Genomic DNA, 19424 nt, shown 5'->3' with positions numbered 1-19424 from the left:
TAATTATGTTAATATATTTTCAGTTTAAGTTTATGTTAGAAGGAGAAGTTATGAATAATAATGAAAAAATAAAAGGTAACTTTTATGTTCTGGGAGATAGTTTATCAGACACAGGAGCAGTAGTAAGTGGTTTTACAGTTCTTTTTAAGCATTTAAAAATACCTAAAATAGCTAAAATGTTGCCGCCATTTTATAAAAATTCTTTTTCTAATGGTCCTGCGGCAACACAAATTATTGCCGATTATTTGCATATAAATTTAACTTCTGCTTGAAGATTTGACCTTTTTTTATTTGCTGATGAGCAAATTGGTAATAATTATGCAGTTAGTGGAACTTTAGATAGTAGAAAAAAGAATTAACAGTAGAAAACTTTGTTATTAATCATTTTGATATTACTCATTAAGTAGATGCTTTAATTAGTCAGCATCATATTAATAGTAATGATATAATTTTAGTTGACTTTGGTGGTAATGATATTTTATATGCTTTTAAACAATCATTATTAAAGAGCCAAGAAGAAATTATTAATAAAGCAGTTGAGTTAATAAAAAATGCTTTAACTAAATTGATAAATAAAGGTGCTCAACATATTTTATTATGTAATGTGCATAATGTGAGTATTATCCCTTTATTTAAAAATAAAGAAAAAGATAAGGAACGTATTTTAAATTTAACTACTAATTTTAATAAAATGTTAGATGGTGTTATTGAAGAATTAAATAAAAATAAAAAAAATATTATTAAATATGATATGTTTGCATCAATAACAAACAATATTAATAAGTTTAAAAACTTGAATATTAATAACAATATTATTGATGCAGCAGTTACTACTGATTTTAGTGAAATAATTAATAACGGTATTATTGTTCCTCATTTCAATGAAGGTGTTAATGAAGAAAATATTAATAATTATTTCTTTTTTGATAGCATTCATCCTAATAAATGAGCGCACAATATTATGGCTCAAGAATTAATTAAATTAATAAATAATAATAAGAATTAATTAGAAATATTTATTTATAAGAGTTATAATTTTGTTATAAAGGAAAAAATAAATATGAAAAAAGAATGATTTAAATTAATTAAAGTTGATTTTATGCATGGAGTTGAAGAACCTTGATGTAATAACAAAGGTGTTGCAATATTACCATTTATAATTAAAGATGATGGTAGTCGTTATTTTATGCAAACATGTGAGAGTAATCCTTTATTTAATAAAAATAAGTTGGGTAAATATATAGCTAACTAAAGTAATGTTTACCCATATCTTGAAAAACAAAATCAATCGCTTTTTTAATATTTGGTCAATAATTTGGTAATATTTTTCTTATATTATGTTTTATAGCAAATCAAAAATGTTCAATTGGATTTAAATTAGTAGAATATGGTGGAAGAAATAATAGTTTGCATCCAGCATTTTCAATTAATTGTTGTGCTAATTTAGATTTATGAAACGTTGCATTATCTAAAACTATAATTTGTCCACGATTTAATACTGGAATTAGTATATTTTTTACATATGATTCAAAAATTTTACTGTTGCAATGTCCTTCAAATGCTCATAGGGCTTTTAATTTACCTTTATTTAGTGAACCAATTATACTCACTCTTTTTATTTTATATGCGGGTTTATTATCAAATAATCTTTTACCTTTTTCAGATCAACCATATTTATAAAATTAATTATCATCAATTCCAGATTCATCAATATATACTAAATCTTCATTAATTATTTTAGCTATTTCTTTTAAAAAATCTTCTTTTTTATTTTTATCTTTTTGTTCATATAAAAAAGTTTTTTTTATATGTATAATTTAGTTTTTTGAAATAGTTATAAACTGTTTCTTTAGTCATATCACCAAATTTTTCAATTACTTTTTGAACTGTAACATCTTTATTTTGCGCTAAATAATTTTTTAATTCATCTAAATCCTTTATTTTGTGGCTATGTCCTTTTTGATAATTCAAAATTGGTTTTATATGCCCAGTTTCTTTTTTTCTTTTTCTTCATAAGAATAAAGTCTTTCTAGTAATATTGAACACTTTACAAATTTCTTTAATTTTCATGTTTTTACTTTCATAGGCTTCTATTACTTTTCTTCGTAAGTCTTCACTGTATGGTTTCGGCATAATTTAATCTTCCTAATCTATTTTAAATATTGCTGAATTGTACTTTTAAATTCAAAAACTGTTTAAATTACATATTATTATTTTACATTATTTATGAGTAAACATTACTTTAGTTAGCTATAAGTTAAATCAATAACAATAACTTCATTTTTAAGCCTATTATTAAAGTCTCTATTAACAAGATTAGTAATTTGACTATCATTGACTTTATTATGATAATTTTTGTATGATAATTTAGTGTATTTTGATATTAAATTATGTTTATTCATAATTTTTTTAATTTTTCGTCTTGATAAATTAATTTTCTTTTCTTTTAGAACAACTTTTAATCTTCTTGTTCCATAAGTTTCTTTATTTTCTTTAAAAGCACTAATAACAGTTTCATCATACATATTATTTTGAATTTTATCTTCTTTTTTCTTGAAATTAAAATAATATGTTGATTTAGAGATTTTTAAAAAACGACACATTGTACGAATTTTATATTTAACTTTATTTTTAGTAATAATTTCTATTTTCTGCCTATTATTAGTGCTGCTTGCTTTAAAATATCATTTTCCATTAGTAACTGTTTGAATTCTTTTATTAATTTAATTAATTCATTTTCTTCAACAGAACGGTTATCTTTGGTTTTAAAACCGCCTGAATTAGTAAATTGCTTAATTCAATTATAAGTAGCTGCTCTTGTAACATTAAACATATTCCGTAAATAAATTTTTTAAAAGTCAATTAATAATTTAAAATTTATTTACGGAATATGTCTTTAGTAATTTTTTATTATATTATTCAATAGTTTTTTTAATGTTTTTAGAAACTTATGTATATTTTTGTTAATAATAAACTTTCTGCTGATATATTATATATAATTATATTATGTTTAAAATTATTTCAAAAATTTTAATTATAAAAGGCAGGAAATTAAGTATGGAAAACCTTAGTGTTGGCGAAATAGTAACAAAATTTAATTTAACAATTTTATATATTAATCCCAAAATTCCAATTGAAAAAAGAATTATTACTAATATCGGTACTAATCGTGGTGGTTTAGAGTTAACAGGATTTAAAACTAAACAAATCTCACGTAGTTGTCGTATAATTTTATTAAGCAGTAAAGAAAGCGAATATATTTCCTATTTACCAAAAACAGAATTTAAGAACCATTTTAGTAATATTTTAGAAGATCATATTCCCGCTATTTTTGTAACACCTAATTTTAAATTTAAAAAAGAATTATGTGACTGTGCTAAAGCGATTAATTCAACAGTTCCAATTATTGAAGTATTATTTTTTACTTCTGAATTTGCAGCAACAGTTTCTACGTATATTGTTGAACGTTTATCTGAATCTAAACGTTTACATGGTACTTTAGTAAATATTTTTGGTTATGGTGTCCTAATTACAGGTGAAAGTGGTATTGGTAAATCAGAAACAACATTAGATTTATTACGTAATGGGCACTTATTTGTTGGTGATGATAGTATTGATATTTTAAAAGTTAATAATAAAATTGTAGGAAAAGTTAATCCGATTATTAAAAATTTAATTGAAATTAGAGGAATAGGTATCCTAGATATTACCAAAATGTATGGATATCATGTTATAATGCATGAGAGTCAAGTAAATTTAATTATTAATTTAATTAGAATTGAAAATGATGGTTGAAATAAAGTTGATCGACTTGGTGATCATAATAACTTTGATGTTTTTTTTGAAATTAAAGTGCCTAAAATAATTATTCCTGTTAGTCCAGGAAGAAATTTAGCTTATTTAATTGAAGCAGCAGTTATTAGTTTAAAGTTAAAAGATGAAGGTCAAGACGCTACTGTTAGTTTTCAAAAACAAATAATTAGAAATTTAACAAAAAAGAAATAATTTAATTATTAAATTATCAAAAAGGAAAAAAATATGATTAATGATGATGGATACAATAGTTTAATTACCGATATTCCGGGAACGGGAATTCATATTTATTCGGTATTAATGGCAGTAGGGTTTTTAACTGCTGTCATTGCTTCATGAATAAAATTATATCTTCGTAATATTCCAACTAAAACTTTAGAATGAGGAACATTAGTTATTGCATTAGCGGGATTAATAGGAGCAAGAGCATGATATGTTCTTAATAATACTAGCGCAATTGAAAATGCACTTGATGTAGTTGCCGTTTGAAGAGGTGGTATGGCAATTGAAGGAGGCGTTACAGTTGGAATGATAGTAGGATTCTTTATTTTTTATCGTACTTCAAAACAGTTACAAATTTCAATGTGAGTTTTTATTGATTGTATTGTTCCGAATATTTTATTAGGTCAAGCGATTGGTAGATGAGGTAATTTTTTTAATCAAGAATTACTAGGAGCTGATGTTGGTCATCCTTTCAACTGATTACCAACATGAATAAATAATCATTTACATTATGGTTTTAATAGCAATAAACCAGATCCTGTTGCTGTTTATCGTCAACCTTTATTTTTATATGAGTCATTATCTTCATTATTTGGTTGATTCTTTTTAACTTTTTTTGTACCAAAAACAGGACAAATATTTAGTAAAAAACCATGAAAATTAGATTCTTCGCAATTTATTTCACCTTTAAAGACTAATCCAATTGTTGGAAAAGATTTTTTAAAACCTTGAACGGTTATTAAAAAAATTCATGGATATCGTAAATTTAAATATGAAAGTTGAAAACAAGCATATTTTGATTTTACACCCAATAAGAATAGTGTTAAAAGTTTTGAAAAAATACCTTGAAAAGATGTTAAAACACATTCAAAAGTTAAATCAAAGATAAAAAAATGATATTTAAAGATTAAATATAATATGCAACCACATTCTAAATCTTTAAATACTATGTATAATCCTAATAATTATCGAGTAACATATGCAGGAGTATCAGGTAGTTTATACTTTGTCTTTTATGGTATTATTAGAATGATTTTAGAACCGCTTCGTGATAATAGAGACATTATGAAAATAGCCAATGTTTCAACTTCGATGATAGTTTCTGGAATGTGAATTATTTTAGGTGTTATTTTAGTAATATTTGCACAAATTATTGCACCATCAAGATTTCGTAAAGGAGAATGATTATATGAAAAATCATACTAATAAAGAAAATAAATATGATTATGATTTAGTAGTTATTGGTGGTGGTCCAGCAGGAATGACAGCTGCTATTTATGCACAAAGAGCAAATCTTAAAACTGTGATTATTGAAAAATATATTGTTGGTGGAAAAATGATTAAAACTTCTGAAATTGAAAATTATCCAGGTTATGATTATATTTTAGGACCTGAATTATCAGAAAAAATGCAAAAGCAAGTTGAGAAACTACAAGTTGAATTTGTTACTGATGAAGTTATTAAAATCACAGATAGTGAAAATCATAAAATTAAAACAGTCCTTTTAAGTAGTGGTGATGTTCTTATTGCTAAAGGAGTAATTATAACTACTGGTTCATTAGAACGTAAAATTGGTATTCCTGGTGAAGAGGAATATGCTAATCGCGGTGTTTCTAATTGTGCTGTTTGTGATGGCGCTTTATTTAAGAATAAAATTATTAGTGTAGTTGGCGGTGGTTATGCTGCTTGTGAAGAATCTTTATATTTAACAAGATTTACTAATAAAGTTAATCTTATTCATCGTCGTGATCAATTTCGTGCTGATGATAAAACCGTTAATAAAGTTAAAAATAATGAAAATATTAATTTAATAACTGATCATGTTGTATTAAAAGTATTAGGTGCTGAGGATAAGAAAAAAGTAGGTAAATTAGAAATTCAAAATATTAAAACTAAGGAAATTAGTGAAATTACTACTGATGCCTTATTTCCTTATATTGGTTCTGATCCTGTTACAAAATTTGTTAAAGATTTAGATATTTGCGATAGCAATGGTTATATTATAGTTAATGATAAGTGCCAAACTAAAATCCCGGGATTATATGCAGCTGGTGATGTAATTGCTAAAAATTTAAGACAAATAGTAACTGCTGTTAACGATGGAGCGATTGCAGCACAATATTTAATAAATTTTATTGATAATTTTAATGAATAAAGTGTACAATTGAGGTGATAGTAATGATATCATTTACAACAAGTGTAAAAGATGAAATCTGTCAAAAAAGTTTTAAAAATTGTTGTCAGAAATCTTTGCTATCAGCATATTCGCTTATTAATGGTAAGATTACAAATTCAGATAAAATAAATAATGAGATTATTATTCATACTTTTCATAACAAAACCACTAGGTTAATATATAAATTTTTAAAAAATCAATATAAAGACGTAAAATTGATAGTTATGGTGGATGTTTTAAATAAATTTGAGCGTCCAAAGGTGTATAATATTCGTATTAATAATAAAATTGATTTTATTATTAATGATTTAATGCTTCAAGATAAATATCTTTTTATTGAGAAAGAAGCGATGCACCAGAATATAATAAAAGAGCATTGTATAAGAGCGTATATCGCAGGAATCTTCCTTGTAGTTGGCAGTATCAATTCTCCTTCAACACCTAACTACCATTTGGAATTACAATTTCATAATGATATGTTAGCTAAAAAAATTAAAAATATTTTATTAAAAAATTTTAAATTAAACTTTAAAACAATAAAACGTCGTAATAAAACGGTGCTTTATCTAAAAAAATCTAATATAATTTCTGACTTTTTAAAAATAATTGATTGTCCACAAGCAGTTTTCGCTTTTGAAGATAAACGCATTTCACGAGAATTATTTAATAATATTAATCGTTTTAATAATATTGATATTTCTAATCAACAAAAAATTTTAAATGCTGGAGACCAGCAAGTTATAATGATTTCTGTTTTAAAAGATAAAAAACTTTTCAAAGCGTTGTCATTAAAAGTTCAAATTATTTCAAATTTAAGATTAAAAAATCCTGAAGCATCACTTTCAGAATTGGGTGAACTTTACTATCAAGAAACTGGTTTTGTCATTACTAAGTCTGGGGTTAATCATTTAATTCGCGAAATTAAGAAAAAGTATCAAGAAACATTGTAAGTTAATAATAAAAGTATAAGAGGAGGCCATACAATGAAAAAGAAAGAAATTTTAAGCAAAGGTCGTCAAGATTTATTGAATGCTTTTGGAAAACGAATGAAAACTTTACGTAATCAAAAAGGTAGAAAATTTTCACAAGAGAAACTTGGAGAAGCAAGCGGCCTACATCGTAATTATATTTCTGATGCTGAAAGAGGAACAAGAAACGTATCTTTAGTTGCAATCTTAAAAATAATTAATGGGTTGGATTCATCTATTAGTGAGTTTTTTGCTTTAGGGTTTGATAATATTGATACTTCAAATTTATATGACACATTTAGTGTTGAATAAAATCAATTTTATACACTTTTAGTAGTGCTTTATAAACAAGTACTACTTTTTTATTATTTTATTTTTTATTAAAAATAAATTTGAGAAAAGTTATTAGTACTTTTTATAAAATTAATTGATATTCACTAGTAATTATTTTATCTTAATGAAGATTATGAAATTTATTCACCTTATATTAGGGATAATTAATCATTAAAATGTTATAATTTAATTATTGATTATCATTAAGAAATTATTATGACAATAGAAAATACAGAAGTTGAAATTGAAAATGTTACTACTAATGTTGATAACGCTAAAAAAGAATATTATCAATTAAGTAATATTATTTCACCTATATTTGGTCTTAATCACCAAAAAATAACTACGATTCCAATTAATATTAAAAAAGCCGATAGCAGTTCTAGCGCTATTGAGCAATATGTTGATAAAAAAACTAAAGAAAATATTTTTCGTGAAAAAGAAGTAGCGTATAATAATTCTAGTAATCTTGATAATACTAGAATTGCACAAATTAAAAAAAATAGAGAAAAACAACAAATATATGATAGTTTACCATCGCGCTATCTAGAATTTCGCGATAAAATATTTAAAGAAACTACATCTATTAATTACAATAATGCAAGTAATAATAACGATACAGTTATTACAACTATTGATTTGTTAGTTGATGATATTTTAGATGAAAATAAATAGGAGATGCTATGAATAATATAATAAAATCCAATATTATTGACGAATTAAAATGACGTAATATCTTAAAAGATATTAGTAGCATAGATAAAGTAATTAATGCAGGAAAATTAGGAAAAGGAATATATTGTGGTTTTGATCCAACTAATGATTCATTACATTTAGGTAATTTACTACAAATTATTTTATTGCATCGTTTTGCTATATTTGGTTTTCAACCAATTGCTGTTATTGGTGGTACAACGGCAATGATCGGTGATCCAAGTGGTAAAAATAAAGAACGTAATTTATTAGATGAAAATGTGTTACAAACTAATGTTAGAAAAATAAAAGAGCAGTTAGTGACATTATTAAGTTATGAAAATATTGATAATTTAACATCATTAGAATTAATTAAAACATGTAATTTATTAAATGATAAAGAATATGAAACATTAGAGATGATTATTAAAAGTATTAATCCAAATAATCGATATCAACAGACTTTAAGTAGTATTTTAAAAACATTGCCCTTACCTTGAGAAGAATTAGGATTATCAGCATCAGTACTAAAAAATTTATATGAAATTTGTAATTTTGATCAAAAGTGAATTACTATGAAAAGTGATTTAAATAATCTTTCTTTTAAAAAATTGTTAAATTATTGTGATAGTTATGTAGAAACTTGAATTACATTTTTAAAATTACCATTGGGAACATTAAACAATAAAATTAAGCCAATTAAAATTATTAATAATCAAACATGATTAGGTCCACTAACAGTTACAAATTTTTTGCGTGATATTGGTAAGCATTTTAATATTAATCAAATGTTAGGAAAAGAAATGATTGCTAATCGTTTAAATTCTGGATTTTCTTATACTGAATTTTCTTATATGGTATTACAAGCGTATGATTTTTATCATTTATATGAAAAAGAGCAATGTTATATTCAATCTGGTGGTAGTGATCAATGAGGTAATATTACTGCTGGTTTAGATTTAATTAGAAAACAAAAAGGTGATGAACATCATGCTGCTGGTATTACTATTAATTTATTAACTAAATCTAATGGTGAAAAATTTGGTAAAAGCGAAAAAGGTGCTATATTTTTAAATAGTGAAAAAACTTCACCTTATGAGTTATATCAATTTTTATTTAATCAGGAAGATAAAGATTTGCCTACTTTTTTTAATTCTTTAACTTTATTTAGTGAAGAACAAATAGCAAAAATTTTGGTAATTCATAATAGTGATGTTAAGCAACATTATGGACAAAAGATTTTAGCAGCTTTATTAACGGTATTTATTCATAAATTAAATGGATATTTTAGTGCTATTAATATTACTAATGCTTTTTTCCACGATCGGATTCATCAAATGATTTCATTTGAGATTTTACAGGTTTTAAAAGATGTACCACATTTTAATCTTGATCATAATGAACAAATAATTGATTTTTTAGTTAATAATCAAATTTGTAATTCAAAAAGAATAGCAAGAGAACTAATTATACAAGGTTCAATAGTCGTTAATGGTGAAAAAATTACCAATATAAATTTTATTATTAGTAAAAAAAACGCAATTAATAATCAAGTAACGGTTATTAAAAAAGGTAAGCGTCATTATTTTATAGTTGTTCATAAATAAGGAAGGGTATTTAAATATGATATTTATTAATGTTTCTCCATTATTATGGGATATTATTATTTTTGGTATTGTTACTGGTTTTTTATTGGGGGAAGAGCATTAATATTTATTAGCGCTGGTAATTTACTTAGTATTGGTTTAATGTTGGCATTTAAACCAATGTTAATAAATTATTTTAAAAATATGGTATCACCATGGTTTAGTGACCTTAGCGGTAGTTTTGCTTCATTTAAGAATTTATTAACTGATAATATTGGATTTTTGATATATGCTATTGTTTGGATTATTGGCATTAATATTTTATTTTGAATAATCTATATTATTTTATATTTTGTACTTTTTAATAAAAATAAAATTGAACATAAAGCAATAAATGCTACATTTGGAATTTTAATTAATTTTATTAGAATTAGTATTTTAGGTAGTATCGTAATTATTATGATGGTTACTAGTGTTTTCGGTAATAAATCATTAAGTTATGGTGTTATTAAAAATGAAATACCGACAATTTCTGTTACTCATAAAATATTTAGTAGTATTGATAATAATCTTCCTTTTTTAAATGTTAATGTAACAGACATTAACACTGTTATTGATTTATATCAAAATAGTGAAACATTAAAACAAAGTATAAACAAATTAAAAAATAATACAAATTATGAGGGATGTTACAGTACTGTTGAAAAGTTAAAAATGATAGGTATATTAAGAGTAGATGAAACCGATAAAATTGCTAATGCTCTAAAAGAAATGGAATCAACAGGTGATATCATTGCTAATAAAAAAATAATTATAGATCTCTTGCGACAACACGGAGTTGATAATTTTTTATATGTTAATTATATGGTATCAGTTTTTAATGCTTATGCTAATATACTTAATTTATATTCGGAAGTAGTACAAATATTCGATGATAATTTAAAAGATATGCCAATAATAGATACTACACTTCCACAAAATATGGATCGTTATAATCTTTTAAAGCCTAAAATTTCTGCTTTTACTAATTCAATTAAAGATGGAATGGTGAGAGAACATATTATTCAAAATTTAAAAAATATTTATAATCCGTTTTAATAAAAATAAAAAAATAGTTGAGGCATTTAATTTTTATTTATAACTGGAGTAGTATTTTTTTCTTTGTGTTTTAAAAAAATATGATATTATTACCTAGTAATTTAATAAATGTTCTTTCCTAGTATAGATATTTTCTATATTAGGATTTTTATTAAGTTAATTTTAATAATCAAAGGAAGATAAAGAATATGTTAGATGATTTATTAAGAAAAACATTAGAAAACACACCTAAAGAATATAAGAAAAATATGATTGATAGTTTCAGAATAAATATATAGCTAACTAAAGTAATGTTTACTCATATCTTGAAAAACAAAATCAATAGCTTTTTTAATATTTGGTCAATAATTTGGTAATATTTTTCTTATATTATGTTTTATAGCAAATCAAAAATGTTCAATTGGATTTAAATTAGGAGAATATGGCGGAAGAAATAATAGTTTGCATGAGGCTTTTTAAAAATCTGTGTATCTTTTTACAAAGTTACTAGTTTAGATTAAGTCTATCTTCAAATTTTATCATAAAATGAGCAATTGCTGTATTTCAATTTTGAATGGGCATTGTTCATTTTTTTGTTATATTTTCAATTGCTAAGTAAAATATTTTAAAAACTGCCATATCATTTGGAAAAACTTTTTTATTTCTAATAACTTTTCGTAATTGACTATTAACAGATTCAATAGCATTTCTTGTATAAATCACTCTTTTGATTTCTGCATGATAACTAATAAAAACCATTAAATTATCTCAATTTTTATATCATGATTTAGCGATTTGAGGATATTGTTTATTTCATTTACTTTCAAAAGATTCTAAAGCTTGCATTGCTTGTTCTTCACTACATGCACTATAAATTGGTTTTAAATCTGTAACTAGTGATTTTCTATGTTTGTATGAAACATATTTTAAACTATTTCTAATTTGATGAACTATGCATAATTGATGTTCGGTTTTAGGATAAACTGATTGTATCGCTTCTGACATCCCTGTTAAATTGTCACTACAAGCAATAATAATATCATTTAAGCCTCGATTTTTCATTTCTGTGAAATTAGATAATCAAAACTTAGAACCTTCATTTTCACTAATTCATAAGCCTAAAACATCTTTTTTACCTTCTAAATCAACTCCTAGTGCTATATAAACTGATTTGTTAATAATTAGTTTATCTTGTCGTACTTTAACTACTATACAATCAAAATAAACAATCGGATAAACACTTTCTAATGGCCGATTTTGTCATGCTTTAACATCATCAAGAACATCATCAGTAATTTGACTAATAACACTTTCGCTAATATCAGAACCATGATATAGCTCTTGTAACTGCATTCTAATATCTGATAAAGTCATGCATTTGGCATATAATGAAAGAACTTGTTGATCAAAACCATCAAATCTTCTTTGTCTTTTTGCAACTATTACTGGCTCAAAATTACTATTACGATCTCGTGGTACATTAATCTCAATTTTACCTTGTTGGGTTATTAATTTTTTTGAACTTATACCATTACGAGCATTTTCACTAGTATTATGTTGATTTTTTTCATATCCTAAATAATTTTGCATTTCAGAATTAAACATTTTTTCAACTAATCTTTTTGTTAATTCTTTATATAAACCTCCCTCTTTAAAAACTGTTGTTAAATCTTCAGTATTTTCTAGTAATAAATCTACTACTTTTGATATTGGAACATTATTATTAATATTTTGTTTTTTAGACATAAGTAACTCACTCTTTCTAGTTATTTAATTTTATTTACTAGAATTAATTAAACATAGTTATTTTTGTAAGTTACACAGATTACTAAACATTACCGAACAATTATTACTTATTTCTACATTTACTGTTTTTGTTAAATTAAATTCTTGAGGGATAGGTGATTAAGTAATATTTAAACTAGTTATGTTATTAAGTTTTGCTAATTCTTCTCTTACTTTAACTAATTCAAGTTCAACTTTAGTGCTTTCTAATTGTTTTTTAACAATTTTTGCTCTTACTGTTTCTAATTGTAATTCTTCTAATTTCCTCTGAAGAATACTTGATTTTTCATTATTCTCATCTTCTAGTTCTACTTTCTCTTGTTTATTTTGTTTAATCGTAGCTTTAATAACTACACCCATCATAGCACCAGATGTGCCTGCACTAGCTGCTATTCCTAAATCAGAACATTGAAAGCCATCAATTCCACCAGCCGCTAATGTTACTAATGTAGCAGCACCGGCAGCTATTATAGGTAAATTTTTTTCGAAAAATTTTTTTCTTGATAGCGAAGGTTTAACAACTTCCACTAAATAATTATTTTCATCTTGTATTGAAGAAGCAAATGAAGATTTACTAATATCCATTTTTATTTTTCTCTTTCTAATCTATGAAAAATATTATTCTGATTAATATAATTTAATAAAAAACTAATATAAATAAAAAATACTTATATTAGTAATGAACATATATTAAATTATTAATAATACTATCACAAATATTGATTTTAATAAAATTTAATATTTCATTTTATTACTAAAATAATTTATTATAATAAATATTAAAAATAAAGTAATTTTTCTTTTATAAAAAAAATATTAGATATAATACTTGTAAACTAAAATATAGTTTTTGACCTATTGTTTTATTTTTTAACAAATAGGTTTTTATTTTAAAAGGGGGACAAAATGAAAATAATTAAAAAAGAGCAATTATTTACTAACAAAACTTATTTAATAAATTATGAAACTATAGAAAAAAGTAAAAAAAACTACTAAATTTAAAAGCAGAAAAAATAAAACTTATTGAAAAAAGTGAGAAAATTGAAAAAGAAATTAATAATTATCAAAAAAACTATTCAATTTTGAATTAAACAAAATAAATAAATAGAAGATAAAGTATTTCAATTTAATATTCAAATCTATAAATTAAAGGAACAAAAAATTAACAAAATTAAAAATTTTTTTATTAATCTTTTTTCATTTGGAAAAATAAATAAAAATAAAAGTATTAATAATTTAATCGAAACAGAAGAAATAAATTGTGAATTATTTAAAAAAACAAAATTAAATAATCAACAAAAAATTAATATTTTAAATTCAAATTATATTGAAAAAAAACAGAATATGCAAATTTAATAACTAATATTAATCAAATAACTGAACATGAAAACAAATTATTAGAAGATAAAAGCCTATCTAGGAAATTATCCCCACATGTATCTAAATCAAACACAAAATTATAGTTTCAAAACTAGGTATCTTATTGAATTTATATGCAGCTTCTTTTGCATATAAATGAATATTGTGTTTTTAAACTTTTATGTGTGTTCGGAAAGTTCGTCGGATGTGTTTTCATGCAGATTCAATCTGGTTTGTGTTTACACCTGTTGATGACAAATATCCAACTTCATGATTTACGATTTCATGTTTGTGATAGAAGTTTTTGAAACTTCCATATCCCTTCCAAGAATCCGTAAATAGACAACACCCAGTAGAAATGTGTTTCAATACAAATCATAAAAGGTTTTTCTCATCTGCTTTTTTCAATACTTTCACAATTAGTTTGTTGCTGGTTTTCTAATAAAATCCAACAATCAAGGTTTTATTCAACAAGGATCTTCCTTGTTTTTTTAAAACCTACATGTGAAAGATACATTTCATCCATCTGTGCTGTGCCATCATCAATGAACCCTGCATCTTGATTGCAAATTCTAGTTCTGATTTCATGACCCATTCTTCAAGCTGTTTTATATGTAACACCCAATTCCCTTGCAACATCTGTTGATTGTATACCATGCTTTGTGTTTATTCATCTAAAGATGAGATAAAACCAAGATGTCAAAGGTGTTTGTGACTTGTGAAAAATGGTGTCATGAAGAATACTAAATGTTTGATGACATTTCAAACATCTTATTCTTCTCAAATCAGAAACATTCAAACTAGAAGAAGCACACCTGATACATTTCATTACTTTCAACTTCGCTATATATTTTAAACAATCGTTTTAATTTTGAAATATGCTATTGAATTCATTTCAATTAATTTTTTCCTCCAAACTAGTAAATGTGGGGATAATTTCCATAATTTGTTAAATAATAACAATAATTTATTAATTGATTTATTAAATCAAAAAGAATAGCAAGAAAAAAAACAATTGTCGAAGTCAATGAAAAAATGGTTGAACAATTTGAAACAGAAATATTTCAACTTAGTGAAAAAATTTGTGATTTGGAAAATCAATTATAGCTAACTAAAGTAATGTTTACTCATATATTGAAAAACAAAATCAATCGCTTTTTTAATATTTGGCCAATAATTTGGTAATATTTTTCTTATATTATGTTTTATAGCAAATCAAAAATGTTCAATTGGATTTAAATTAGGAGAATATGGCGGAAGAAATAATAGTTTGAATCCAGCATTTTCAATTAATTGTTGTGTTAATTTAGATTTATGAAACGTTGCATTATCTAAAACTATAATTTGTCCACCCTTTAATACTGGAATTAGTATATTTTTTACATATGATTCAAAAATTTTACTGTTGAAATGTCCTTCAAATGCTCATAGAGCTTTTAATTTACCTTTATTTAGTGAACTAATTATACTCATTCTTTTTATTTTATATGCGGGTTTATTATCAAATAATCTTTTACCTTTTTCAGATCAACCATATTTATAAAATTCATTATCATCAATTCCAGATTCATCAATATATAATACTAAATATTCATTTATTAGACATATTCCGTAAATAAATTTAATCAATTGTCAATAATAATATTTATAAATTTTTTAGTGTTAATAATTATAGAAGTTAATATTTTTAAAAAAAACTTTAAAAATAAATTTATATTTCAAACACAAAAATTGTTAATATTATTTTTATATTAACTTGATAAAAATTTAAATTTTTAAAAAAATATTAGGTAATGTTTAGTAATCTGTGTAACTTACAAAAATAACTATGTTTAATTAATTCTAGTAAATAAAATTAAATAACTAGAAAGAGTGAGTTACGTATGTCTAAAAAACAAAATATTAATAATAATGATCCAATATCAAAAGCAGTAGATTTATTATTAAAAAATACTGAAGATTTAACAACAGTTTTTAAAGAGGGAGGTTTATATAAAGAATTAACAAAAAGATTAGTTGAAAAAATGTTGAATTCTGAAATGCAAAATTATTTAGGATATGAAAAAAATCAACATAATACTAGTGAAAATGCTCACAATGGTATAAATTCAAAAAAATTAATAACCCAACAAGGTAAAATTGAGATTAATGTACCACGAGATCGTAATAGTAATTTTGAGCCAGTAATAGTTGCGAAAAGACAAAGAAGATTTGATGGTTTTGATCAACAAGTTCTTTCATTATATGCCAAAGGCATGACTTTATCAGATATTAGAATGCAGTTACAAGAGTTATATCATGGTACTGATATTAGTGAAAGTGTTATTAGTCAAATTACTGATGATGTTCTTGATGATGTTAAAGCATGACAAAATCGGCCATTAGAAAGTGTTTATCCGATTGTTTATTTTGATTGTATAGTAGTTAAAGTACGACAAGATAAACGAATTATTAACAAATCAGTTTATATAGCACTAGGAGTTGATTTAGAAGGTAAAAAAAGATATTTTAGGTTTATGAATTAGTGAAAATGAAGGTTCTAAGTTTTGATTATCTAATTTCACAGAAATGAAAAATCGAGGCTTAAATGATATTGCTTGTAGTGACAATTTAACAGGAATGTCAGAAGCAATACAATCAGTTTATCCTAAAAACGAACATCAATTATGCATAGTTCATCAAATTAGAAATAGTTTAAAATATGTTTCATACAAACATAGAAAATCACTAGTTACAGATTTAAAACCAATTTATAGTGCATGTAGTGAAGAACAAGCAATGCAAGCTTTAGAATCTTTTGAAAGTAAATGAAATAAACAATATCCTCAAATTGCTAAATCATGATATAAAAATTGAGATAATTTAATGGTTTTTATTAGTTATCCTGCAGAAATCAAAAGAGTGATTTATACAACAAATGCTATTGAATCTGTTAATAGTCAATTACGAAAAGTTATTAGAAATAAAAAAGTTTTTCCAAATGATATGGCGGTTTTTAAAATATTTTACTTAGCAATTGAAAATATAACAAAAAAATGAACAATGCCCATTCAAAATTGAAATACAGCAATTGCTCATTTTATGATAAAATTTGAAGATAGAATTAATATAAAATAGTAACTTTGTAAAAAGATACACAGATTTTTAAAAAGCCTCGAATATTAAAAATATTTTTTTAAAAATTTAAATTTTTATCAAGTTAATATAAAAATAATATTAACAATTTTTGTGTTTGAAATATAAATTTATTTTTAAAGTATTTTTTTAAAAATATTAACTTCTATAATTATTAACACTAAAAAATTTATAAATATTATTATTGACAATTGATTAAATTTATTTACGGAATATGTCTAATGTATTGTTGATTATTGAACTATGTTTATGGATAATCTAATTGATTATTTTACTACTATTTTATGAAATTTAGTAGTTTATGGAACTCATTTTTTTATTGGATTTATTATATTTTATGGTTTTTGAATATTTTTAAAAATTTTCATTGGTAAATAATTATGTGATTTAAGTTTGCTAAATTATTTTTTTTGTAAATACTTCTGCTCAAGCACCTACTAGTTTAATTGCTTCAAATGACCCTAATGTTGTTAATTATGATATTAAAAAAGAAATGATAAAACACGTTAAGTATAATGATTTTAATGATTGAGCAACTATTCCATGAAATTATGCTTATTTTGATGTTGACCAACCGGATTTAAAATTAGTTAGTGGCGAAATTATAGGTGGTTTAGATAATGATTTGGATGTTGAATATCAAAGTGATGTTGTAGGTGTTAAAAAGATAACGCTTAATACTGGAACTGGCGTTTATTCTTTTAGGAGATATCAGTTAGATGATATTTCTCGTATTATGTTTAATCATAATTTTGTTCAATATGGTAAAAAAAATCGACTTCTTATTAATAACTTAAATCATTGAGTTAAACCTTTAAATTTACGTTTTGAATTAAATTTTGAAATTGATAAACCTTTAAGTTTTTATATTCAAGGTTTTATGTTTTATTTTAATTATGAGGCTTTTTCTACATTTACTGGTGATTTTGCTTTTAGTTTTTTAGATTATGTTGGTGATACAAAATATGTTTTTAAAGGAACAATTGGTAATGATGTTTATATGCAAGATTTGTATAATTTTGTTACTATGCCAGTTCGTGTTCCAAATTTAAGACATTTAACTGTATTTTTTGATATTCATGGAACTACAAATTTAACTATTCCGCCGGAGATTTCATTTGGTCAGATTAATATTTTTTCAAGCGACAAAGTAACGCCAGTACCGCCAAATAGTCCTTTTAACCCTGATTATGAGCGTGTTAGTTGATGTGATGTTTTTGGACATTTACGTAATACTTTTAGATGAGTACTTTATGGAGTTGTTGGTAAAGTTTTACCAGTTGAACCATTAAGATAGTTTCTTTTTACCACATATAGTTTATTACGACATATTTTTTCAGATACTATTAGTACTGCTTTAAATGTTGATATTGTTAGTGGAATAGAAAATATTATACCTTTATGATTATTTGTTAGAGCAATTAGTTTAATTGTAGTTTAGGAATTTATTATGCCTTGATATGGTTATGTATTATTAGTTATAGGTTTAATTATGATTATTTATCCAATTTATAGCTAACTAAATTAATGTTTACTCATAAATAATGTAAAATAATAATATGTAATTTAAACAGTTTTTGAATTTAAAAGTACAATTCAGCAATATTTAAAATAGATTAGGAAGATTAAATTATGCCAAAACCATACAGTAGACATATTCCGTAAATAAATTTAATCAATTGTCAATAATAATATTTATAAATTTTTTAGTGTTAATAATTATAGAAGTTAATATTTTTAAAAAAATACTTTAAAAATAAATTTATATTTCAAACACAAAAATTGTTAATATTATTTTTATATTAACTTGATAAAAATTTAAATTTTTAAAAAAATATTTTTAATATTTTTTTATTTTAATGGTTTTGTTTTATTAAAAATTTCACAAAGTAAGTTAAATCTTAAGTAAATAAGTCTAAATATACTTTTTCTACATTTATTTATTAAAATTTTGAATCTTTTTAATCAAGCAAAAACATGTTCAACTTTAATTCTAATTTTTGAAATAATTTTATTGTAGATTTTTTCTTGTTTAGTTAATTTTTTATTTTTAGTTTTTTTAATTGGTAATATAGTATTTTTATAAATATTTTGTATTCCTTGATATCCAAAATCACCAATAATTATTGTTTTTTCTGAAAATTCAAGATTTGAATTTTTTAATATTTGAAAATCATGTACTTTTCCATTATCAGCAAAAATATCAACAATTTTTTTATTAAAAAAGTCATATATAATTTGAAATTTTATAGAAAAAATTCAACTTTTACCAGAAAA

At 23.6% G+C, this 19424-nt stretch carries 22 protein-coding genes and 1 pseudogene; 13 read left to right on the top strand and 10 right to left on the bottom strand.

Going from position 1 to position 19424, the window contains the following annotated elements:
* The first annotated feature begins 32 nt into the window (after positions 1 to 32).
* Genes ABWV63_RS04455 through ABWV63_RS04445 form a run of 3 tightly spaced genes read left to right on the top strand, consistent with a single transcriptional unit; the run spans position 33 to position 1252 of the window.
* Entirely contained in the window at positions 33 to 359 is a 327-nt protein-coding gene (locus ABWV63_RS04455; RefSeq protein ID WP_353306973.1) for a hypothetical protein, read from the top strand.
* Between the two features lie 53 nt (positions 360 to 412).
* Positions 413 to 1006 carry an SGNH/GDSL hydrolase family protein gene (locus tag ABWV63_RS04450; RefSeq protein WP_353307178.1) on the top strand — a complete coding sequence of 198 codons (594 nt, stop codon included), beginning with the start codon at positions 413 to 415 and terminating at the stop codon, positions 1004 to 1006.
* Positions 1007 to 1060: 54 nt separating this feature from the next.
* Entirely contained in the window at positions 1061 to 1252 is a 192-nt protein-coding gene (locus tag ABWV63_RS04445) for a hypothetical protein (protein WP_353306972.1), read from the top strand.
* Here the strand turns inward: ABWV63_RS04445 and ABWV63_RS04440 are convergent.
* The 4 genes from ABWV63_RS04440 to ABWV63_RS04425 all read right to left on the bottom strand — a co-directional run bounded on the left by ABWV63_RS04440 (position 1245) and on the right by ABWV63_RS04425 (position 2833).
* The gene (locus tag ABWV63_RS04440) at positions 1245 to 1610 is read right to left on the bottom strand and encodes a transposase (RefSeq protein ID WP_353306971.1); all 366 of its coding nucleotides are present in this window, start codon (positions 1608 to 1610) and stop codon (positions 1245 to 1247) included. The two genes, ABWV63_RS04445 and ABWV63_RS04440, sit on opposite strands and share 8 nt — an antisense overlap.
* A 163-nt stretch (positions 1611 to 1773) precedes the next feature.
* Positions 1774 to 2133, bottom strand: a complete 360-nt coding sequence (locus ABWV63_RS04435) for an IS630 transposase-related protein (RefSeq protein WP_353306970.1) — start codon at positions 2131 to 2133, stop codon at positions 1774 to 1776.
* A 113-nt stretch (positions 2134 to 2246) separates the two neighbouring features.
* The gene (locus tag ABWV63_RS04430) at positions 2247 to 2603 is read right to left on the bottom strand and encodes an IS3 family transposase (protein ID WP_353306969.1); all 357 of its coding nucleotides are present in this window, start codon (positions 2601 to 2603) and stop codon (positions 2247 to 2249) included.
* Positions 2604 to 2644: 41 nt separating this feature from the next.
* Positions 2645 to 2833, bottom strand: coding sequence for a hypothetical protein (locus ABWV63_RS04425; protein WP_353306968.1), 189 nt, complete (start codon positions 2831 to 2833; stop codon positions 2645 to 2647).
* Positions 2834 to 3006: 173 nt separating this feature from the next.
* Between ABWV63_RS04425 and hprK the strand changes: the two genes are divergently transcribed.
* From hprK to ABWV63_RS04385, 8 genes are all read left to right on the top strand, one after another.
* The gene (gene hprK / locus ABWV63_RS04420; protein WP_353306967.1) at positions 3007 to 4005 is read left to right on the top strand and encodes an HPr(Ser) kinase/phosphatase; all 999 of its coding nucleotides are present in this window, start codon (positions 3007 to 3009) and stop codon (positions 4003 to 4005) included.
* Between the two features lie 33 nt (positions 4006 to 4038).
* Entirely contained in the window at positions 4039 to 5241 is a 1203-nt protein-coding gene (locus ABWV63_RS04415; protein WP_353306966.1) for a prolipoprotein diacylglyceryl transferase family protein, read from the top strand.
* Complete coding sequence (gene trxB, locus ABWV63_RS04410) at positions 5225 to 6190, top strand: thioredoxin-disulfide reductase (protein WP_353306965.1); 966 nt, start codon at positions 5225 to 5227, stop codon at positions 6188 to 6190. The genes ABWV63_RS04415 and trxB overlap by 17 nt, the downstream gene beginning before the upstream one ends.
* Positions 6191 to 6213: 23 nt before the next feature.
* Complete coding sequence (gene whiA / locus ABWV63_RS04405) at positions 6214 to 7161, top strand: DNA-binding protein WhiA (RefSeq protein ID WP_353306964.1); 948 nt, start codon at positions 6214 to 6216, stop codon at positions 7159 to 7161.
* Positions 7162 to 7194: 33 nt separating this feature from the next.
* A complete protein-coding gene (locus tag ABWV63_RS04400; RefSeq protein ID WP_353306963.1) occupies positions 7195 to 7491 on the top strand; it encodes a helix-turn-helix transcriptional regulator in 297 nt (98 codons plus the stop codon).
* Between the two features lie 237 nt (positions 7492 to 7728).
* Positions 7729 to 8187: a hypothetical protein gene (locus ABWV63_RS04395; protein ID WP_353306962.1), complete on the top strand. Its 459-nt coding sequence runs from the start codon at positions 7729 to 7731 to the stop codon at positions 8185 to 8187.
* 8 nt (positions 8188 to 8195) lie between these two features.
* Complete coding sequence (gene tyrS, locus ABWV63_RS04390; RefSeq protein WP_353306961.1) at positions 8196 to 9812, top strand: tyrosine--tRNA ligase; 1617 nt, start codon at positions 8196 to 8198, stop codon at positions 9810 to 9812.
* A gap of 45 nt (positions 9813 to 9857) precedes the next feature.
* Positions 9858 to 10889, top strand: coding sequence for a hypothetical protein (locus tag ABWV63_RS04385; protein ID WP_353306960.1), 1032 nt, complete (start codon positions 9858 to 9860; stop codon positions 10887 to 10889).
* Between the two features lie 486 nt (positions 10890 to 11375).
* Here the strand turns inward: ABWV63_RS04385 and ABWV63_RS04380 are convergent, their stop codons facing one another.
* The 5 genes from ABWV63_RS04380 to ABWV63_RS04360 form a co-directional block, all read right to left on the bottom strand.
* The gene (locus tag ABWV63_RS04380) at positions 11376 to 12614 is read right to left on the bottom strand and encodes an IS256 family transposase (protein WP_353306959.1); all 1239 of its coding nucleotides are present in this window, start codon (positions 12612 to 12614) and stop codon (positions 11376 to 11378) included.
* Positions 12615 to 12773: 159 nt separating this feature from the next.
* On the bottom strand, positions 12774 to 13238 hold the full coding sequence (locus tag ABWV63_RS04375) for a hypothetical protein (RefSeq protein WP_353306958.1): 465 nt from the start codon (positions 13236 to 13238) through the stop codon (positions 12774 to 12776).
* A gap of 945 nt (positions 13239 to 14183) precedes the next feature.
* Positions 14184 to 14420 carry a transposase gene (locus ABWV63_RS04370; protein WP_353306957.1) on the bottom strand — a complete coding sequence of 79 codons (237 nt, stop codon included), beginning with the start codon at positions 14418 to 14420 and terminating at the stop codon, positions 14184 to 14186.
* A 55-nt stretch (positions 14421 to 14475) separates the two neighbouring features.
* Positions 14476 to 14841, bottom strand: coding sequence for a hypothetical protein (locus ABWV63_RS04365; RefSeq protein WP_353306956.1), 366 nt, complete (start codon positions 14839 to 14841; stop codon positions 14476 to 14478).
* Positions 14842 to 15119: 278 nt separating this feature from the next.
* Positions 15120 to 15641 (bottom strand): IS630 family transposase, encoded by a 522-nt coding sequence (locus ABWV63_RS04360; protein WP_353306955.1) that lies wholly within the window; start codon positions 15639 to 15641, stop codon positions 15120 to 15122.
* Positions 15642 to 15895: 254 nt separating this feature from the next.
* On the opposite strand from ABWV63_RS04360, the pseudogene ABWV63_RS04355 reads away from it, so the two are divergent.
* A pseudogene (locus ABWV63_RS04355) lies at positions 15896 to 17129 on the top strand (IS256 family transposase).
* Positions 17130 to 17640: 511 nt separating this feature from the next.
* Positions 17641 to 18444: a hypothetical protein gene (locus ABWV63_RS04350; RefSeq protein WP_353306954.1), complete on the top strand. Its 804-nt coding sequence runs from the start codon at positions 17641 to 17643 to the stop codon at positions 18442 to 18444.
* Between the two features lie 554 nt (positions 18445 to 18998).
* Here the strand turns inward: ABWV63_RS04350 and ABWV63_RS04345 are convergent.
* Entirely contained in the window at positions 18999 to 19349 is a 351-nt protein-coding gene (locus ABWV63_RS04345; protein WP_353307177.1) for a transposase family protein, read from the bottom strand.
* Positions 19350 to 19424: the final 75 nt, after the last annotated feature.

Origin of the sequence: Spiroplasma ixodetis (assembly GCF_040369795.1) — a bacterium.
Taxonomy (GTDB): Bacteria; Bacillota_I; Bacilli_A; order Mycoplasmatales; family VBWQ01; genus Spiroplasma_E; species Spiroplasma_E ixodetis_B.
This window is presented reverse-complemented; position numbering and strand designations above follow the sequence as displayed.